Source organism: Sulfuritalea sp., from assembly GCF_031426875.1.
GTDB lineage: Bacteria > Pseudomonadota > Gammaproteobacteria > Burkholderiales > Rhodocyclaceae > Sulfuritalea.
Genome location: NZ_JASJPC010000073.1, coordinates 1 through 15,021, shown reverse-complemented (window position 1 = coordinate 15,021; position 15,021 = coordinate 1). Strand labels below are relative to the sequence as shown.

Annotated in this window: 14 protein-coding genes; 11 read left to right on the top strand and 3 right to left on the bottom strand. The window is 59.7% G+C overall.

What is annotated here, in order from left to right; genetic code table 11:
* Nucleotides 1-108: 108 nt before the first annotated feature.
* On the bottom strand, nucleotides 109-1,539 hold the full coding sequence (gene sauS / locus RMO95_RS23055; protein ID WP_310453041.1) for an acylating sulfoacetaldehyde dehydrogenase: 1,431 nt from the start codon (nucleotides 1,537-1,539) through the stop codon (nucleotides 109-111).
* On the bottom strand, nucleotides 1,536-2,366 hold the full coding sequence (locus RMO95_RS23050; protein ID WP_310453040.1) for a 3-keto-5-aminohexanoate cleavage protein: 831 nt from the start codon (nucleotides 2,364-2,366) through the stop codon (nucleotides 1,536-1,538). Before RMO95_RS23050 ends, sauS begins: the two co-directional genes overlap by 4 nt.
* A 191-nt stretch (nucleotides 2,367-2,557) precedes the next feature.
* On the opposite strand from RMO95_RS23050, the gene accB reads away from it, so the two are divergent.
* The 11 genes from accB (at nucleotide 2,558) to RMO95_RS22995 (ending at nucleotide 13,322) form a co-directional block, all read left to right on the top strand.
* Entirely contained in the window at nucleotides 2,558-3,070 is a 513-nt protein-coding gene (gene accB, locus RMO95_RS23045) for an acetyl-CoA carboxylase biotin carboxyl carrier protein (RefSeq protein ID WP_310453039.1), read from the top strand.
* Nucleotides 3,071-3,080: 10 nt separating this feature from the next.
* A complete protein-coding gene (gene accC / locus RMO95_RS23040) occupies nucleotides 3,081-4,451 on the top strand; it encodes an acetyl-CoA carboxylase biotin carboxylase subunit (protein ID WP_310453038.1) in 1,371 nt (456 codons plus the stop codon).
* Complete coding sequence (locus RMO95_RS23035) at nucleotides 4,448-5,929, top strand: pyruvate carboxylase subunit B (RefSeq protein WP_310453037.1); 1,482 nt, start codon at nucleotides 4,448-4,450, stop codon at nucleotides 5,927-5,929. The genes accC and RMO95_RS23035 overlap by 4 nt, the downstream gene beginning before the upstream one ends.
* An 81-nt stretch (nucleotides 5,930-6,010) precedes the next feature.
* Entirely contained in the window at nucleotides 6,011-7,312 is a 1,302-nt protein-coding gene (locus RMO95_RS23030) for an ABC transporter substrate-binding protein (protein ID WP_310453036.1), read from the top strand.
* Nucleotides 7,313-7,390: 78 nt separating this feature from the next.
* Nucleotides 7,391-8,281 (top strand): ABC transporter permease, encoded by an 891-nt coding sequence (locus tag RMO95_RS23025; RefSeq protein WP_310453035.1) that lies wholly within the window; start codon nucleotides 7,391-7,393, stop codon nucleotides 8,279-8,281.
* Nucleotides 8,282-8,295: 14 nt separating this feature from the next.
* Nucleotides 8,296-9,078, top strand: coding sequence for an ABC transporter ATP-binding protein (locus RMO95_RS23020; protein WP_310453034.1), 783 nt, complete (start codon nucleotides 8,296-8,298; stop codon nucleotides 9,076-9,078).
* 18 nt (nucleotides 9,079-9,096) lie between these two features.
* Nucleotides 9,097-9,816: a sulfite exporter TauE/SafE family protein gene (locus tag RMO95_RS23015; protein WP_310453033.1), complete on the top strand. Its 720-nt coding sequence runs from the start codon at nucleotides 9,097-9,099 to the stop codon at nucleotides 9,814-9,816.
* 81 nt (nucleotides 9,817-9,897) lie between these two features.
* Nucleotides 9,898-10,761 carry an IclR family transcriptional regulator gene (locus RMO95_RS23010; protein WP_310453032.1) on the top strand — a complete coding sequence of 288 codons (864 nt, stop codon included), beginning with the start codon at nucleotides 9,898-9,900 and terminating at the stop codon, nucleotides 10,759-10,761.
* A gap of 53 nt (nucleotides 10,762-10,814) precedes the next feature.
* Nucleotides 10,815-11,276, top strand: a complete 462-nt coding sequence (locus tag RMO95_RS23005; RefSeq protein WP_310453031.1) for an aminotransferase class I/II-fold pyridoxal phosphate-dependent enzyme — start codon at nucleotides 10,815-10,817, stop codon at nucleotides 11,274-11,276.
* Between the two features lie 12 nt (nucleotides 11,277-11,288).
* A complete protein-coding gene (gene bioB / locus RMO95_RS23000) occupies nucleotides 11,289-12,320 on the top strand; it encodes a biotin synthase BioB (protein WP_310453030.1) in 1,032 nt (343 codons plus the stop codon).
* A 219-nt stretch (nucleotides 12,321-12,539) separates the two neighbouring features.
* On the top strand, nucleotides 12,540-13,322 hold the full coding sequence (locus RMO95_RS22995; RefSeq protein WP_310453029.1) for a 3-hydroxybutyrate dehydrogenase: 783 nt from the start codon (nucleotides 12,540-12,542) through the stop codon (nucleotides 13,320-13,322).
* 316 nt (nucleotides 13,323-13,638) lie between these two features.
* Here the strand turns inward: RMO95_RS22995 and RMO95_RS22990 are convergent.
* Nucleotides 13,639-15,021, bottom strand: a 1,383-nt coding sequence (locus tag RMO95_RS22990) for an acetoacetate--CoA ligase (protein WP_310453028.1), incomplete at its 5' end; no start/stop codon positions are given.

Sequence of the window (15,021 nt, the reverse complement as noted above, 5' to 3'; positions counted from 1 at the left end):
GCGCTGAGGCGGCTGGCGGCGATACGCTGCGGCGAGGGCTGCCAGATCGGTGCGGAAAGGGTGACCATTGGAATCCTCAGTGGCTTGGAACTATTTGGCTCACGGCGTTCATGATTTACCGTACCGGTCAAAGTAGGCGCCGAAGATCTGGCGCTCGCTAGGCACATTCTCGGCGATCGGCCGAGATATGCGCGTGATGTTCAGGTAGTGTCGGTAATTCATGTTGTCTGAAAAGTTGTTGCCGCCCCATGTGCCGCAACCCATGGACAAGGAGAATGGCAAGCCGTTGTCAAAGCTGCCCCCAGCGGCGATGCAGTGCGCCTGATTGAGGATCACGCGCGAGACGGGCAGATCGAGTCCGAGTCGCAGCGCCCGCCCAGGCATGGCGCTGTGCAAGCCGACCGAGTGTCCGGCCCCCTGCCAGGCGTAGATCCGCTCGACAATGCGCGTTGCGTCGTTAAAGTCGTCTGCCGTGTAGATCGTAAGCACCGGGCACAGTTTCTCGCCGGAAAAGGGATGGTCGGGACCGAATCCTTCCTCATTGACCATCAGGATGCGCGGGCTGCCTGCGGCGATCTCGGCGAAACCCGCACTCTCGGCAATAACCCTGGCCGACTTCCCGGTCACTGCCGCCGACAGCTTGCCCTGCGGCCACATCAGCCGCCGCAGCATGTTTTTCTGCGTGTCATCGAGCAGCACCGCGCCGCGCGCCTCAAGCGCCGCGAGCATTTTGTCGCGCACCACCGCGACCAGCACGAGGCTGTTTTCCGAGGAACAACTTGTGGCGTTGTCGAATGTCTTCGACCGCAATACACGCTCCGCCGCGGCCTCGACATCGGCAGTTTCATCGACGATGCCAGCCACGTTGCCCGCACCCACGCCGAAGGCCGGCGTACCGCTGGCGTAAGCCGCGCGCACGTTGGCCTGTGAGCCGGTCGCCACGACAAGATCGCACCGGCGCATCAACTCGGCGGTCGACTGCTTGCTCACCGGCGCCGGCAGCAGCTGTACGAGATCGCGCGGCGCGCCGATCCGATCGAACTGCTGGTGGATGAAGCCGATCAAGCGATCGGCTGTGCTCCAACCCTTCGGTGACGGAGCGACAATCACCGCATTGCGCCCCTTGAGCGCGTTGATGATCTTGTTGGCAGGCGTCGCCCCAGGGTTCGTGGATGGCGTAATGGCGCAGACCACGCCTACCGGGCGGGCTATTTCGATGATGCCGCGGACTGGATCCTCGGCGATCACGCCGACGGATTTCGCACCGGAGAGATCGCGCAGCAGCCCGAGCGTTTTGCGGCCATTCTTGCGCACCTTGTCGTCGACATCACCGATACCGGTATCCGCCACCGCCAGTTCGGCCAATTCCCTGTTACGCGCCGGCTCTATGATGGCCCACCCCGCCGCGGCAACGAGATCATCGACACGCTGCTGGTCGTAGCCGTTGGCCACATGCTGGGCGGCGCGTGCACTCGCCATGAGTGTCGAGATGGGATCCGCTGGAATCCCGTTCATCACGGTTTCGGCATCCGTACTCATACGGCAGGCAGTTGCAGTATGGCTCTGGCCTCGGCGGGTGTCGCGGGGCGACGACCGTATTCTTCGCAGACGTCTACAAGCTTTCGAACCAGTTCCGCATTGCTCGTTGCCAAGCGTTCCGGGGAAAACTTGATGTTGTCCTCCAAGCCCGTGCGGATATGGCCGCCGGCTTCAAGACACCACTTGTTTATTTCCCATTGATGACGTCCGGTGCCCGCAGCTACCCAAGTCGCGTCGGGAAGCACCTCTGCCAGTTCGGAGCGCAGGAAGTCAAAAACGCTTCGGCGCGCCGGCAGCGCATTGACGATACCAAGCACGAACTGCACATGTAGCGGTCCCTTGAGTAGCCCCTTCTTGGCGAGGTTTGCAGCGCTGTACAACATGGACAGGTCGAATACCTCGATTTCGGGCTTGATCTCGAACTCGAGCATGGCATTCGCGAGACTGTCGACAAAATCGGGCGGATTCTCGTATATGCCGTTGGGGAAATTGACGGAACCTGTAGCGAGGGACGCCATATCCGGGCGCAGGTACAGCATCGACGCACGCGCCGCCTGGTCGCGTCCGCGGCCGCCGGTCGAGAACTGAACGATCATTCCCGGGCAGTATTTTCGTACTCCTTCCTGGACCTGGGCAAAAAGGGCCGGATCGGAGCTCGGGTTTTCATCGCAATCGCGGACGTGGATGTGAACCAGAGTCGCCCCGGCCTCGAAAGCCTCGTGGGTCGATTCGATCTGCTCAGACGGTGTCACTGGCACCGCCGGCGTGTCTTTCTTTCGAGGAATCGCGCCGGTGATCGCCGCGGTAATGATGACGGGCTTGCTCATATCTACTCCTTTATCGTTGGACTACGGAACCAGCAGCGCTGCCTGAATATTTCGATTTATGTACAAAAATATTTCGTTATTTTATTGCACACTTCCGATATCTGTGTAAATATTCCACTCAGTGATCTATTTATTACGACTATCGAAATTTTATGCAAGTCTGCTTACCCTATTCGAAAAGGATCAATCAAGTGAGCAAAGGACAGATCGATTTCCAGGATGTGCTGGAACTCGTCGAATTGGTAAAGTCATCGTCAAACTTCAACGAGATTCGCTTGCGCACGGGAAATCTCGAAGTCGAACTGCGACGCACGAGCGGATCACCGCTGCCGACATCGGCAAATCGACCCGTCCCCGCAGCGCCCTCGGCACCGCGGAATGCTGATGACCTTGACGACCAAGAAACCGAGTCTTTCGGGCGCGCACCAACCGAAGTATTGCCGTCGTTGTTATCGCGCGAAGGCTCAGTGGTGGTCAGGTCGCCGATGGTCGGAACGGTTTATCACTCGCCCGAACCGGGGGCCGCACCGTTTGTCAGCGTGGGCCAATCGGTATCTCCGGGCGACCAGATCTGCATCGTCGAAGTAATGAAGCTAATGAGTGCCGTCAAGGCGGAGTGCCACGGAGTCGTTACCGAAATATTGGTCGCCGATGCCGAAATGGTCGAGCACGGCCAAGAACTTTTTGTCATCTCCGACCGGTGAGGATCCTTTCATGAAGTTCCCGCCGCGTCATATTCGCAGGGTGCTCATCGCCAATCGCGGCGAAATCGCAGTGCGTATTCAGCGGGCCTGCCGCGAGCTTGGCATTGAGGTTGTGCAGGTCTATTCGGAAGCCGATCGGCAGACCATGGCCGTGCAACTCGCCGATTATTCCGTATGCATCGGAACGGCACGATCAAGCGAGAGCTATCTGCGCGCCGACATCGTGGTGGAAGCCGCCAAAGCGTTTAACGCCGATGCCATCCATCCCGGCTATGGCTTTTTGTCGGAGAACGCATCGTTTGCGCATCTTTGTGAGCAACAAGGTCTTGTTTTCATCGGCCCGCCGGGCGATGTGATCGCCATGATGGGGGACAAGGCGTCAGCCCGCGCCATGGCGTTGGCGGCCGGCGTGCCGATAACGCCCGGCTCGTCGGGCACCGTGGCGACGGCGGACGCCGCGCTGGCCGTCGCGGGGACGATAGGCTATCCGGTGATTCTGAAGGCGGTTGCCGGAGGGGGCGGGCGCGGCATGCGTATCGTCGAGCAGGAAGCCAGCCTCGCCGAGCATTTCGAGGCCGCGTCCCGGGAAGCGAAAGCGGCCTTTGGCGACGGCACCATGTACGTGGAAAAGTACCTTATCGACATCCGCCATGTCGAGATTCAGATCCTCTCGGATGGAGACAACGTCCTGCATCTTGGCGAACGCGACTGCTCGTCTCAACGGCGCAATCAGAAGCTGGTCGAGGAAAGCCCATCGCCCGGATTGTCGGCGGCGATGCGCTCCGAGATGGGAGAGGCCGCGGTGAGACTGTGCCGGCATGTGGGCTACAGAAGCGCAGGCACGATCGAGTGCATTGTCGATCCGGCCAGTAAACGTTTCTATTTTATGGAGATGAACACGCGGGTACAGGTCGAGCACCCGGTTACCGAATGCGTGACTGGCATAGACATAGTCAAGGAGCAGATCCGTATTGCCAGCGGAGAGCGCCTCAGCTTAAGGCAGGACGATATACATATTCGCGGCCACGCAATCGAATGCCGTATCAACGCCGAAGATCCCGGGAATGGCTTCGCTCCCAGTCCCGGCCGACTGGATGAGCTGCATTTTCCCGGCGGCCCAGGGGTGCGCATCGATTCGCACGCATATCCCGGATACACGGTTCCGCCCAACTACGACTCCCTGATTGCGAAGCTCATATGCTGGGGCAATGATCGCGACGAGGCGCTGGCCCGCATGCAGCGTGCACTGGCGGAGTTGCGCGTTGAAGGCATCACGACCACGGCGCCATTTCTCGCGCAGTTGCTTGCCAGCGATACCTTCCGGCAGGGCGCGGTGCACACTCGTTTCGTCGAACAGTTCATTCAGGAGTCCGCTCGATGAAGGCCAACACTTCGCAATCCACCGTTAGCGACGACCGGCACTACGGCCTGGTCGACGTCACGTTGCGCGACGCGCACCAGTGCCTGTGGTCGACTCGTATGACGACTTCGTCAATGACGCCTATTCTTTCGCGGATCGACGATGTCGGCTATGAGTACATCAACATTCTCGGCGGTGCCGTTTTCGACGTACAAGTGCGTTACCTGCAAGAAAATCCGTGGGAGCGGGTCGGTATGCTTTGTGACCGTTTGCGCACGCCTTGCGACGGACTCACCCGCGGCCAGAGCCTCTATACATTCGAACTGTTTCCAGACGACATCATTGAGCTCAATTCGAAGGTGCTGGCCCGCCGGGGCCTGAAGGTACTCACTGTGTACGATGCGCTCAACGACAATCGAAACATCGAATCTTCGGTTCGTTCGGCCCACGAGGCAGGAATGCTGGTGAACGCGATGATGGTCTATACATTGTCGCCGGTGCATACGGATAGCTATTACGTCGAGCGCACCCGTGAACTGGTGGCGCTGAGATCCGACTTCATATCGGTAAAGGACCCTACCGGTCTGCTCACGCCAGAGCGCGCGAAAACGCTGTTTCCGGCAGTGGTCGCCGCAGCGGACGGCATTCCCTTGCAGTTGCACATGCACTGCCAGTCCGGCTTGGCAACGCAGGTACATGAAGTGGCCATGCTGAATGGCTTTCGTTATGGCCATGCGGCGTCGGAGCCCCTGGCGAACGGAGCTTCACATCCCGCAACGGAAGAGATCGACGATCGAGCGCGTGCCATGGGTTTCACGACAGGTATCGATCGACGGGCGCTAGCCGACGTGAGTGGATATTTTGGCATACTCGCCGAGCGCGAAGGCCGGCCTCGCGGCGAGGTACAAGCCTATGACCCGGCACTGTACGAGCACCAGGTGCCGGGCGGAATGATCTCCAACCTGCGCTCACAGCTTGCCGCCATGCGCATGGAACATCGCTTGCCCGAGATTCTCGAAGAAGCCACGCGCGTTCGCAAGGATCTTGGTTACCCAATTCTGGTTAGTCCGTTCGCACAGTACATCATCACGCAGTCGGTGCTGAACATCGTCCAGGGCGAACGATACAAGACCGTTCCAGACGAGGTGCGCAAGTACGCGATGGGTTGTTATGGCCGGCTGGCAGCTCCGCCCTCGGAAGAGTTTTTGGCAAAAGCCGGGGTCCATGACAATGGCTTCGCGGCGGCTCGCGCGGCAGCCGATCTTGAGCCGGCCCTACCCAAGCTGCGCCGAGAGTTCGGTGAGTCGACCTCTGACGAGGATCTTCTGCTGGCGGCCTTCTATGACCGCAGCCTGATCGAGCCATTGAAGGTTGCACCAGCGCCGTACCGATTCAGTACGACTCCGTTGATGGAGTTGATGCGGTTTATCGAGTCGCGCACCGATGTGCGCCAGGCGAGGGTCAAGTATGGCGACACCGAAATCACATTGACGTCCTAAACAGGTCAAGCGCGCCCATCGAGATTGACGTCGCGATGGGGCAATGACGATTTTTCTCACTAAAACAACGAAGGAGGCGGCATGAACAAAGGAGAAAGCATGAGACGTTCGGAACTTCATAGTCCGATGCGTCGCCAGCTCATTGCGACAGCAGCTGCAGCCATGCTGCTGGGCGTGACGGGCGCGCAGGCTGCGGCGGGAGCAACCGAGTGGGGTTGGCCGACGCCATACGAGAAGGTGTCGGAAGAATCAGTGAAGTGGCTGAAAAACAAGGGTTGGTGGCCCATCCAGGTCGCCTTCCAGGCGCCGTGGTCGGGACAGAACACGGTAAATATCGTGATGAACCGTATGGGACTCCTGGCACAGCGCGGGGTCGACGCCAAATGGACGGCTTTCGCTTCGGGACCGGCGATCAACGAAGTACTGATTTCGGGACGTTATCAAGTCGGCAACGGCGGTAACTTTCCATTTACTACGCTGGTGGATCGCAATATTCCCGTAAAGGCGATAGCGATCGTGAGCCCCAACCTGATGCACGCGCTGGTAGTGCCCAAGGACTCGCCAATCAAATCCATTAAAGACCTTAAAGGCCAGAAGCCTCCGGCGACGATCGGACTGGTAACCGGGTCGTCGGCCGAATTCTATTTCCAGATGAGCGCGCAAATCAACGGAATCAAGATTGGCGAGGACGTGATCCTGAAGAACATGCCGCCGGGTGAGCAAATGAGCATGCCGCGTGGTATCACTGGAGTCGTGTCATGGGATCCGAGTCCGGTAATGATGGTGGAGGAGCGCAAAAACGGCCGTATCGTCGACAGCATCTTTCCCTACAACATATACGAAGGTCAGTTTTACCTGCGCAACGAGCTGATTGAGAACGTGCCCGATGTGGTTCAGGCCTTCACTGACGCCTTTGCCGAGGCCACGCTGTGGACGCGCCTCAATCCTGAGAAAGCCGTCACGTTGATGATCGAGGATCCGAATCTGAAGAACTACTCGAAGGAGATACTGCTGCAGCAGGTGAAGGCCTACAACAACTTGTACAAGCCGACCCACATTTTTCCGCATGGCGAGTTTTACGGTAAGGTTAATGAGCCCATATTCAAGTGGCTCTTTGCGGCCAATCGCATCACCCGACCGCTCAAGGCAGCGGATTTTACCGCCGCGGTCGACGAGCGATTCATGCGCAAGACCTTCGCCAAGCTGGGTTGGGCGATTCCCAAGGAACCTCCGTTCCTGCCACCCGGCTGGAATGGACGGCCCGATCAGCCACCGTACCCTGATTACATAAACGTCCTGAATACCAAAGATCCACAACCATTTCCAGGAACGGGAGATTTGACGATGCCCTGGACCTTCGGTGGACGAACTCACCAGCCCTGATCGCTGGCTCACCAAGGCCGATCCACGCCGGCCTTGGTGAGGGCCTTGCGGAACGAGTCACAACAATGAGGGGAATATATGAGTCAACTTGATACGATGGTGCGCGAGCTCGCGAATTCGGGAAAATCATCTATCGATATACCACCTCGGCCCGCCGGCATGTCTCCTTCGACAGTTACGCTACCGTTACCACCCGGCGCCGGCGCAGTCTTGCTGGCGCGCATGAAGCGACTGTCCCTTCCTGTGCTGTTGCTTGCCGCTTGGCAATTAATCAACATGTTGGTGCTCGACGAAACCACCAGAATGCTGCTGCCAGCGCCCACGGTAGTAGCAATCGCGGCATGGGATTTGGTGGCAACGGGCGAATTGTTTCGGCATCTTTTTGATTCGCTGAGCCGGGAGTTTGTCGCCTTTTCCTGGGCTTTGACGGCGATTCCCATAGGCATTGCCATGGGTTGGTGGAAGCCGGTCCACGATCAACTCGATTCTCTGGTCGAAATCCTGCGGCCGATTCCTCCGCTGGCGTGGATTCCGCTGTCGATATTGTGGTTCGGCATAGGCGACATGCAGAATCAGTTCATCATATTTCTTGGGATATTCTTTCCCATTCTCCTGAATACGATTACAGGCGTAAAGGGAGTGGAGTTGAATTTGGTGCGAGCCGCGCGTTGCCTCGGTGCCGGAGAGGGCGCAGTGTTGCGCCGGGTAGTCCTTCACGCGGCGCTACCCCAGATTGTTACCGGCATACGGATCGGTCTGGGGGTGGGCTGGATGGCACTCGTCGCCGCCGAACTCGTTGGTGCCAGTTCCGGCCTCGGTTTTATGATTAACGATGCACGCACGCTACTGCGAACCGATATCGTCATCGTCGGAATGATCACGATCGGCCTGGTCGGCCTTGCGTTGGACCTGTTGATCCGCGAAATTAGCCACCGCATGTTGCCGTGGTCACGGTCATTGCATCACTAAACAAGGAGTATGCAATGAGCGAAGTCAATATACGGAATGTGACCAAGATATACCCTGGACACAGTTCGAAGGACGCGCCGGTGTTGGCCCTCGACGACATCAGCGTCGATATCGCCGACAAGGAGTTCTGCTCGATCGTCGGCCACAGCGGTTGTGGCAAGACAACTCTACTGAACATGTTGGCTGGATTCGAGCAGCCAACGGCCGGGAACATAAAGGTGCACGGAGAAACTGTGGGACGCCCCTCCTGGTCGCGCGCAATGGTATTCCAGGATTACGCCCTGTTTCCGTGGCTCACGGTTGAACAGAACATTTCCTTCGGCCTCGAAATGAAGCAAATACCAACGGAAAAGCGCCAATCGGTGATCGACAAGCAAATCCGCCTCGTCGGTCTCGCCGGATTCGAAAAGCGCTATCCGCACCAGTTGTCGGGGGGAATGAAGCAACGCGTTTCCATTGCACGGGCGTTGTCCGTCGACCCCGAAGTTCTGTTGATGGACGAGCCTTTTGCTGCCCTGGACGCACAGAACCGCGCGATCATGCAACAGGAAATGGGACGTCTGCTGGCCCAGGCCGACGCAGACGTTCGTAAAACGATGGTGCTGGTGACCCACAGCATCGAGGAGGCAATACTCCTTTCGGACCGCATCATCGTCCTTTCGAGCCGCCCTGGCCGAATCAAGGAGATATTGATGGTCGATCTGCCGCGCCCGCGCAACGAAGACGATCCCAACTTTATTGCGTTGCGGCATCACCTGCGGGAGCTCATCAACGAAGAAATGGGAGCGGTGGAGTGATCCGCGTGGCTCGACAAAATGGACAATCTGCTTATCTGGACGCTGCCGGTCGCGCTTATCGGCGGTCTCGTGCGCGGTACTACCGGCTTTGGCGCTTCAATGGTGATGGCGCCGCCGCTTGCTCTGCTGATGGGCGCACACGTTGCCGTGCCGGTGACAGTGCTGCTGGAGACCTTCGCCGCAGCCCCCATGCTTCCTGCGGCACTCGCGCTGGCGCGCTGGCGCGTCATTTCCCCGATCTGCGCGGCCGCGGTGTTGACGGTACCGGCGGGTGGCCTGCTCCTGAATATGGCCACCCCCTTGACCTTGAGGCGACTCATCGCGGCGACGGTAATCGTGTTCTCGCTCGCCTTGCTGTCCGGACGGCGCTTCAAAGGCGAACCACGCTTGACGACTTCTGCCGGCCTGGGTGCGCTCAGCGGCATCATGCTGGGCGCGACGAGTATCGGCGCGCCGCCTGTGATTCTCTATTTGCTGTCGGGCCCGGATCCCTTGCCGGTAACGCGAGCCAACTTGACGCTCTACGTAATGGTGATTTCCGGCGCTGGTCTCTTAATGCTGATGACTGCTGGGCTACTCACCTTGGCGACCCTGCAACAGGCTGCGCTTCTTGCCTGCCCGTTCGTCGTAGGCGTAATCGCGGGCTCCAGAATTTTCATGCGTTTTTCAGACCAACGGTTCCGTCAGCTTACGATGGCGTTCATGTTCATGGTGTCGCTGGGTGTGTTGTTCGCTTGAGTTCATCGTGCAACCAGTTTTGCTCTGCTTGCTCCTTAGACTCCGGGTTTTTGTCACGGCTACCTTCTGGGAATACTAAAGATGCCACAGTCCACCAAATCTGATGCTACCGAATCCATCGCTTTGCGCGCGTTCTCAATGCTGGAAACGATCGTCAATGCATCGGGGCCGATGTCGCTCGACGAACTCACGTCCGCACTGAAACTGCCCAAGCCAACGGTGTTCCGGATCATCAACTTGCTAAGGGAAGCCGATCTGCTGCTTCGGGAGCCTGCCGGCAAGCGCTATATGGCGGGACCTCGACTGATCTCCTTTGGCGTCGACATGTGGCGCAGCAACACTCTGCGGGTGCAATGGCATCGAGCACTGGAAGACGCCGTAACGAAATGCGGCGAGTGCTGCAACCTGACCCTGCTTGAAGGAAACCAGGTCCTCTACATCGACAGGGTCGAAACCAGCCATCCGCTCCGGTTGCACCTGGAACCGGGAACCCGAGTACCTCTTCACTGCACCGCAAGCGGCAAACTGTTCCTGAGCCAGATGAGCGTCGGCGACGCGAAACGCACCTTGGGCGACGAGCCTTATGAGCGTTTCACATCCAAGACCATAACCAGTTTCGAAACGCTTCAGCTTGAGCTCGAAAAAGTGCGCAAGACCGGAGTTGGCACCCACGACTCCGAGCTGTTCGACAATTCGGTTGCAATAGCCGTGCCGGTGTTCGGCCGTAAAGGGGAAATCGTTGCCGCAGTTGCCATGCATGCACCCTCGTCCCGCGCAAGCATCGATACCTGCTTGGGATTCGTCGACGTCCTGCGGAAGGCTGCATCGACAATAGCGTCTACGATGTCACCGGTTGACGTGTCTGCTGGAGAGAGGGTTGCAGCGCAATCGAGTGCCGGCATCACCCGCAACGCTTCACGCGCCAAGAGACGTGTATCAATGTAACCGTGGGGCAGGATTCATGCCGCCGCCAATGCAAGCGCCCGACCTGGGTCGATATGCGCGAATGTTTCGACGCGCGGGCAAGTGACCGGGTGCCGCGGATGGAACTTCTCGCTCCCCTCGAACACGAGCTGCAACAGCTGGATGCAAAACGACTGCGCCGCAGTCGCCGCGTCGCCCATACCCCCTGTGCACCGGATATGACGGTCGATGGTCGCCGCATGCAGGCATTCTGCAGCAACGACTACCTCGGACTAGCCTCGCATCCACGCTTGGTCGAAGCGCTGTGCGAAGGCGCCGCGCGCTATGGCGTCGGCAGCGGCGGCTCGCATCTGATTTCCGGCCATTCGCGTGCGCATGCGCTGTTGGAGGAACGCTGCGCCGAGTTCCTAGCGCCATTTCTTGAAGCGCCGTGGGCTCTGTATTTCTGCACGGGCTACATGGCCAACCTATCGGTGCTGACGGCTCCTGCCGGACCCGATGCCGAATTGTTTTGCGAGAAACGTAACCATGCCTAAAGGAAAACACTTATGTCGCGACCAGAACTGGAAACCCCGCACGTAACGAAAACGCATTCACTGGTTTTTCAGGTGCCCGTCGCGCCCGAGACGTCGATCGCCGCCCAAACCTGGCCGGTCGAGGACGTACTGGCGCTATTCGACCTGCCGTTCAACGAGTTGATATTTCGTGCGCAGCAGGCGCATCGTGCCCATTTCGATCCGACCGAGGTAGAGCTGGCGACGCTGCTGTCGATCAAGACGGGAGGCTGCGAAGAAGACTGCGGTTACTGTCCGCAGGCAGCGCGCTACGACACTGGCGTGGTGGCGAAGAAGCTGCTCTCGACCGAGGAAGTGCTGGAAGCCGCGCGCGCCGCCCGCGACAGCGGTGCCACCCGCTTCTGCATGGGCGCCGCTTGGCGTGAGCCGAAGGATCGCGACATGGAAAAGATCGAGGAAATGGTGAGCAAGGTGAAAGCGCTGGGCCTGGAAACCTGCGCCACGCTCGGCATGCTGAAGAATGACCAGGCGCAGCGCCTGAAGAACGCCGGACTTGATTACTACAACCACAACCTCGACACAGCGCCCGAGTTCTATAACAACGTCATTTCCACCCGTCAATACTCGGACCGGCTCGATACCTTGGGTCGGGTGCGTGAAGCCGGCCTCAAGGTCTGCTGCGGCGGCATTGTCGGCATGGGCGAATCGCGAGTCCAGCGCGCAGGCCTGATTGTGCAACTGGCAAATTTGAACCCGTACCCGGAATCGGTGCCGATCAATCATCTGGTGCAGGTCGAAGGCACGCCGCTGCACGGCCTCGCGCCGCTCGACCCGCTGGAATTCGTGCGCACCATTGCGGTGGCGCGCGTCACGATGCCCAAGGCGCGCGTGAGGCTGTCGGCCGGTCGCCGCCAGATGGGCGAAGCGGTGCAGGCGATGTGCTTTTTGGCCGGCGCCAACTCGATTTTTTACGGCGATAAGCTGCTGACCACCGGCAACCCGGACGCTGTCGATGATCGTGCGCTGCTGGCCAAACTGGGCTTGCGCGCGCGCGAGGTGGCGTAGGTACTGTCTGCGAGATACGAGCTGACCATCCTGCTCGCCACAAAGCGGTCGGGCTATCCGCGAAATGGGACGGTGCCTGCTGCCGTGATCGCGGGTCATGGGCCGGTGATCGGTCAGACGACGATGCCATGAGCAATCTGAAGTTTGAAAACGTGAGCAAAACCCACCCTGGGCACAGCGCTTGCGCTCTTACTTGTACCACCTCACCTGGAGATTCAAATGCACCTCGATAGTCGGGTAGCCATCGTGACCGGCGCGGCCAGCGGCATTGGCGCCGCGATCGCCCGCGCCTTCGCCCGGGAGGGCGCCCGGGTCGGCGTCGCCGATTTGGATCTTGCGGCGGCCGAGAAGGTCGTTGAGGAACTGCGCTCAGGCGGCAGTCAGGCTGTCGCGGTACAGATGGACGTCACCGACGAGCGGCAGGTGAGCCGCGGCGTGGATGCCGTGGTGGCTGCCTTCGGTGGCATCGATATTCTGGTCAGCAACGCCGGATTTCAGCATCTCGATACCATCGCCGACGTCTCCTTCGAAAATTGGAAACGCATCCTCGCAGTACATCTCGACGGTGGCTTTCTCACCACTCGTGCGTGCTTACGCCATATGTACCGACAGGGACGCGGCGGCGCGATCATCCTGATGGGCTCAGTGCACTCCAAAGAGGCTTCGGTGAGCAAGGGGCCGTATGTGGTGGCCAAACATGGACTGCTGGGCCTGTGCCGCACCGTGGCAAAGGAAGGCGCAGCACACGGCGTGCGCGCCAACCTGATCTGCCCCGGCTTCGTGCGTACGCCTCTGGTCGAAAAACAGATTCCCGAACTGGCGGCACGCATGGGCATTGGCGAGGAGCAGCTGATCAGCGACGTAATCCTGCGGAGCACAGTGGACGGCGAATTCACCACCGACACGGACATCGCCGAAGTCGCTGTATTCCTCGCTGCGTTTTCCACTACCGCCTTGACCGGCCAATCGATCAACGTCAGTCATGGCTGGAACATGGGATGAGCAGCAGTGCAGGGAAAGAACAAGGGAGATAGTCAGCCTTCGAGGAAAAGGCAATTGTGGGCCAAAATATGGATCACCGAAAGTCCCTCACATTGAGAAATGGCCGTTGCTTATGGGCCTCTTCACAAGCTGTGAACGCACAAGATGGTCTCCAACGATTTGGTGGGCGAAATCTACGAAGCCCTTGAGCGCAACGGAGATATGACTGCAAGCTGGAGTAAAGCCAAGCACACTACCTCCACCACGCCGGCACTGAACTGGGGACCAGTTGGAGCGTCGACCAGTTCGAGGCGAGCGCCAAAAAGGACTGAAGCGCTCAGCTCAGCAGTTCATTCCGATTGCGGAAATAGTCGAGTGCCTCGGGATTGGCCAGCGCCTCGACGTTCTTCACGGCCGCGCCATGCACCGCATTGCGCACCGCCAGTTCGACGATCTTGCCGCTCTTGGTGCGCGGAATGTCGGCGACCTGCAGGATCTTCGCCGGCACGTGGCGCGGCGTGGTGTTGTCGCGGATCACCTGCTTGATGCGCCTTTCCAGCGCCTCGTCGTGCACCAGACCCTCGCGCAGCTTGACGAAGAGCACCACGCGCACGTCGCCGCTGTTGCCCGGCGGCCAGTCCTGGCCGATCACCAGCGATTCGACGACCTCGCTGAGTTTTTCCACCTGGCGATAGATTTCCGCGGTGCCGATGCGCACCCCGCCGGGGTTCAGCGTGGCATCCGAACGGCCGTAGATGATGAAGCCGTCGTGTTGTGTGCGTTCGGCGAAGTCGCCGTGGCACCAGACGTTGGCAAAGCGCTCGAAATAGGCGGCGCGGTATTTCGCGTTGCCCGCGTCATTCCAGAAGCCGATCGGCATCACCGGGAAGGAGCGCGTGCACACCAGTTCGCCCTTTTCGCCGCGCACCGGGCGGCCGGCGTCGTCGAACACATCGACCGCCATGCCCAGGCCGGCGCACTGGATCTCGCCGCGATACACGGGGCCGTTGGGATTGCCGAGGACGAAGCAGGAAATGATGTCGGTGCCGCCGGAGATCGAGGCAAGCTGCAGCTCCGGCTTGATGTTGGCGTAGACGTAGTCGAAGCCTTCGGCCACCAGCGGGCTGCCGGTGGAGAACATGGCGCGCAGCTGTGCCAGCTTGTGCGTCTGGCGCGGCTTGAGGTCGATCTTGGCGATGGCGTCGATGAACTTGGCCGAGGTGCCGAAATGCGTCATTCCTTCGGCGTCGGCGTAGTCGAACAGGATGCTGCCGCGGCCGACGAAGGGCGAGCCGTCATAGAGCAGCAGCGTCGCGCCCGAGGCGAGGCCCGACACCAGCCAGTTCCACATCATCCAGCCGCAGGTGGTGAAATAGAACAAGCGGTCGTCGGGCTTCACATCGGCCTGCAACTGGTGCTCCTTGAGGTGCTGCAGCAGCGCGCCGCCGGCGCAGTGCACGATGCACTTGGGCACGCCGGTGGTGCCCGAGGAATACATGATGTAGAGCGGATGGTCGAAGGGCAGCCGCTCGAAGCAGATTTCACGCTCAGCCGCGAATGGGGCAAGGAAATCGGCCAGCCACACGCCCTGCTTCACCGCCACGCTTTCCCCGCTGCCGGCCGCATTTTCCGCCGCATTTCCCGCCGCAGTTCCCGCCGCATTTCCCGCCGCAGTTCCCGCATAGGGCACGAGGACGACGCGCTCCAGCGAAGGCAGGCG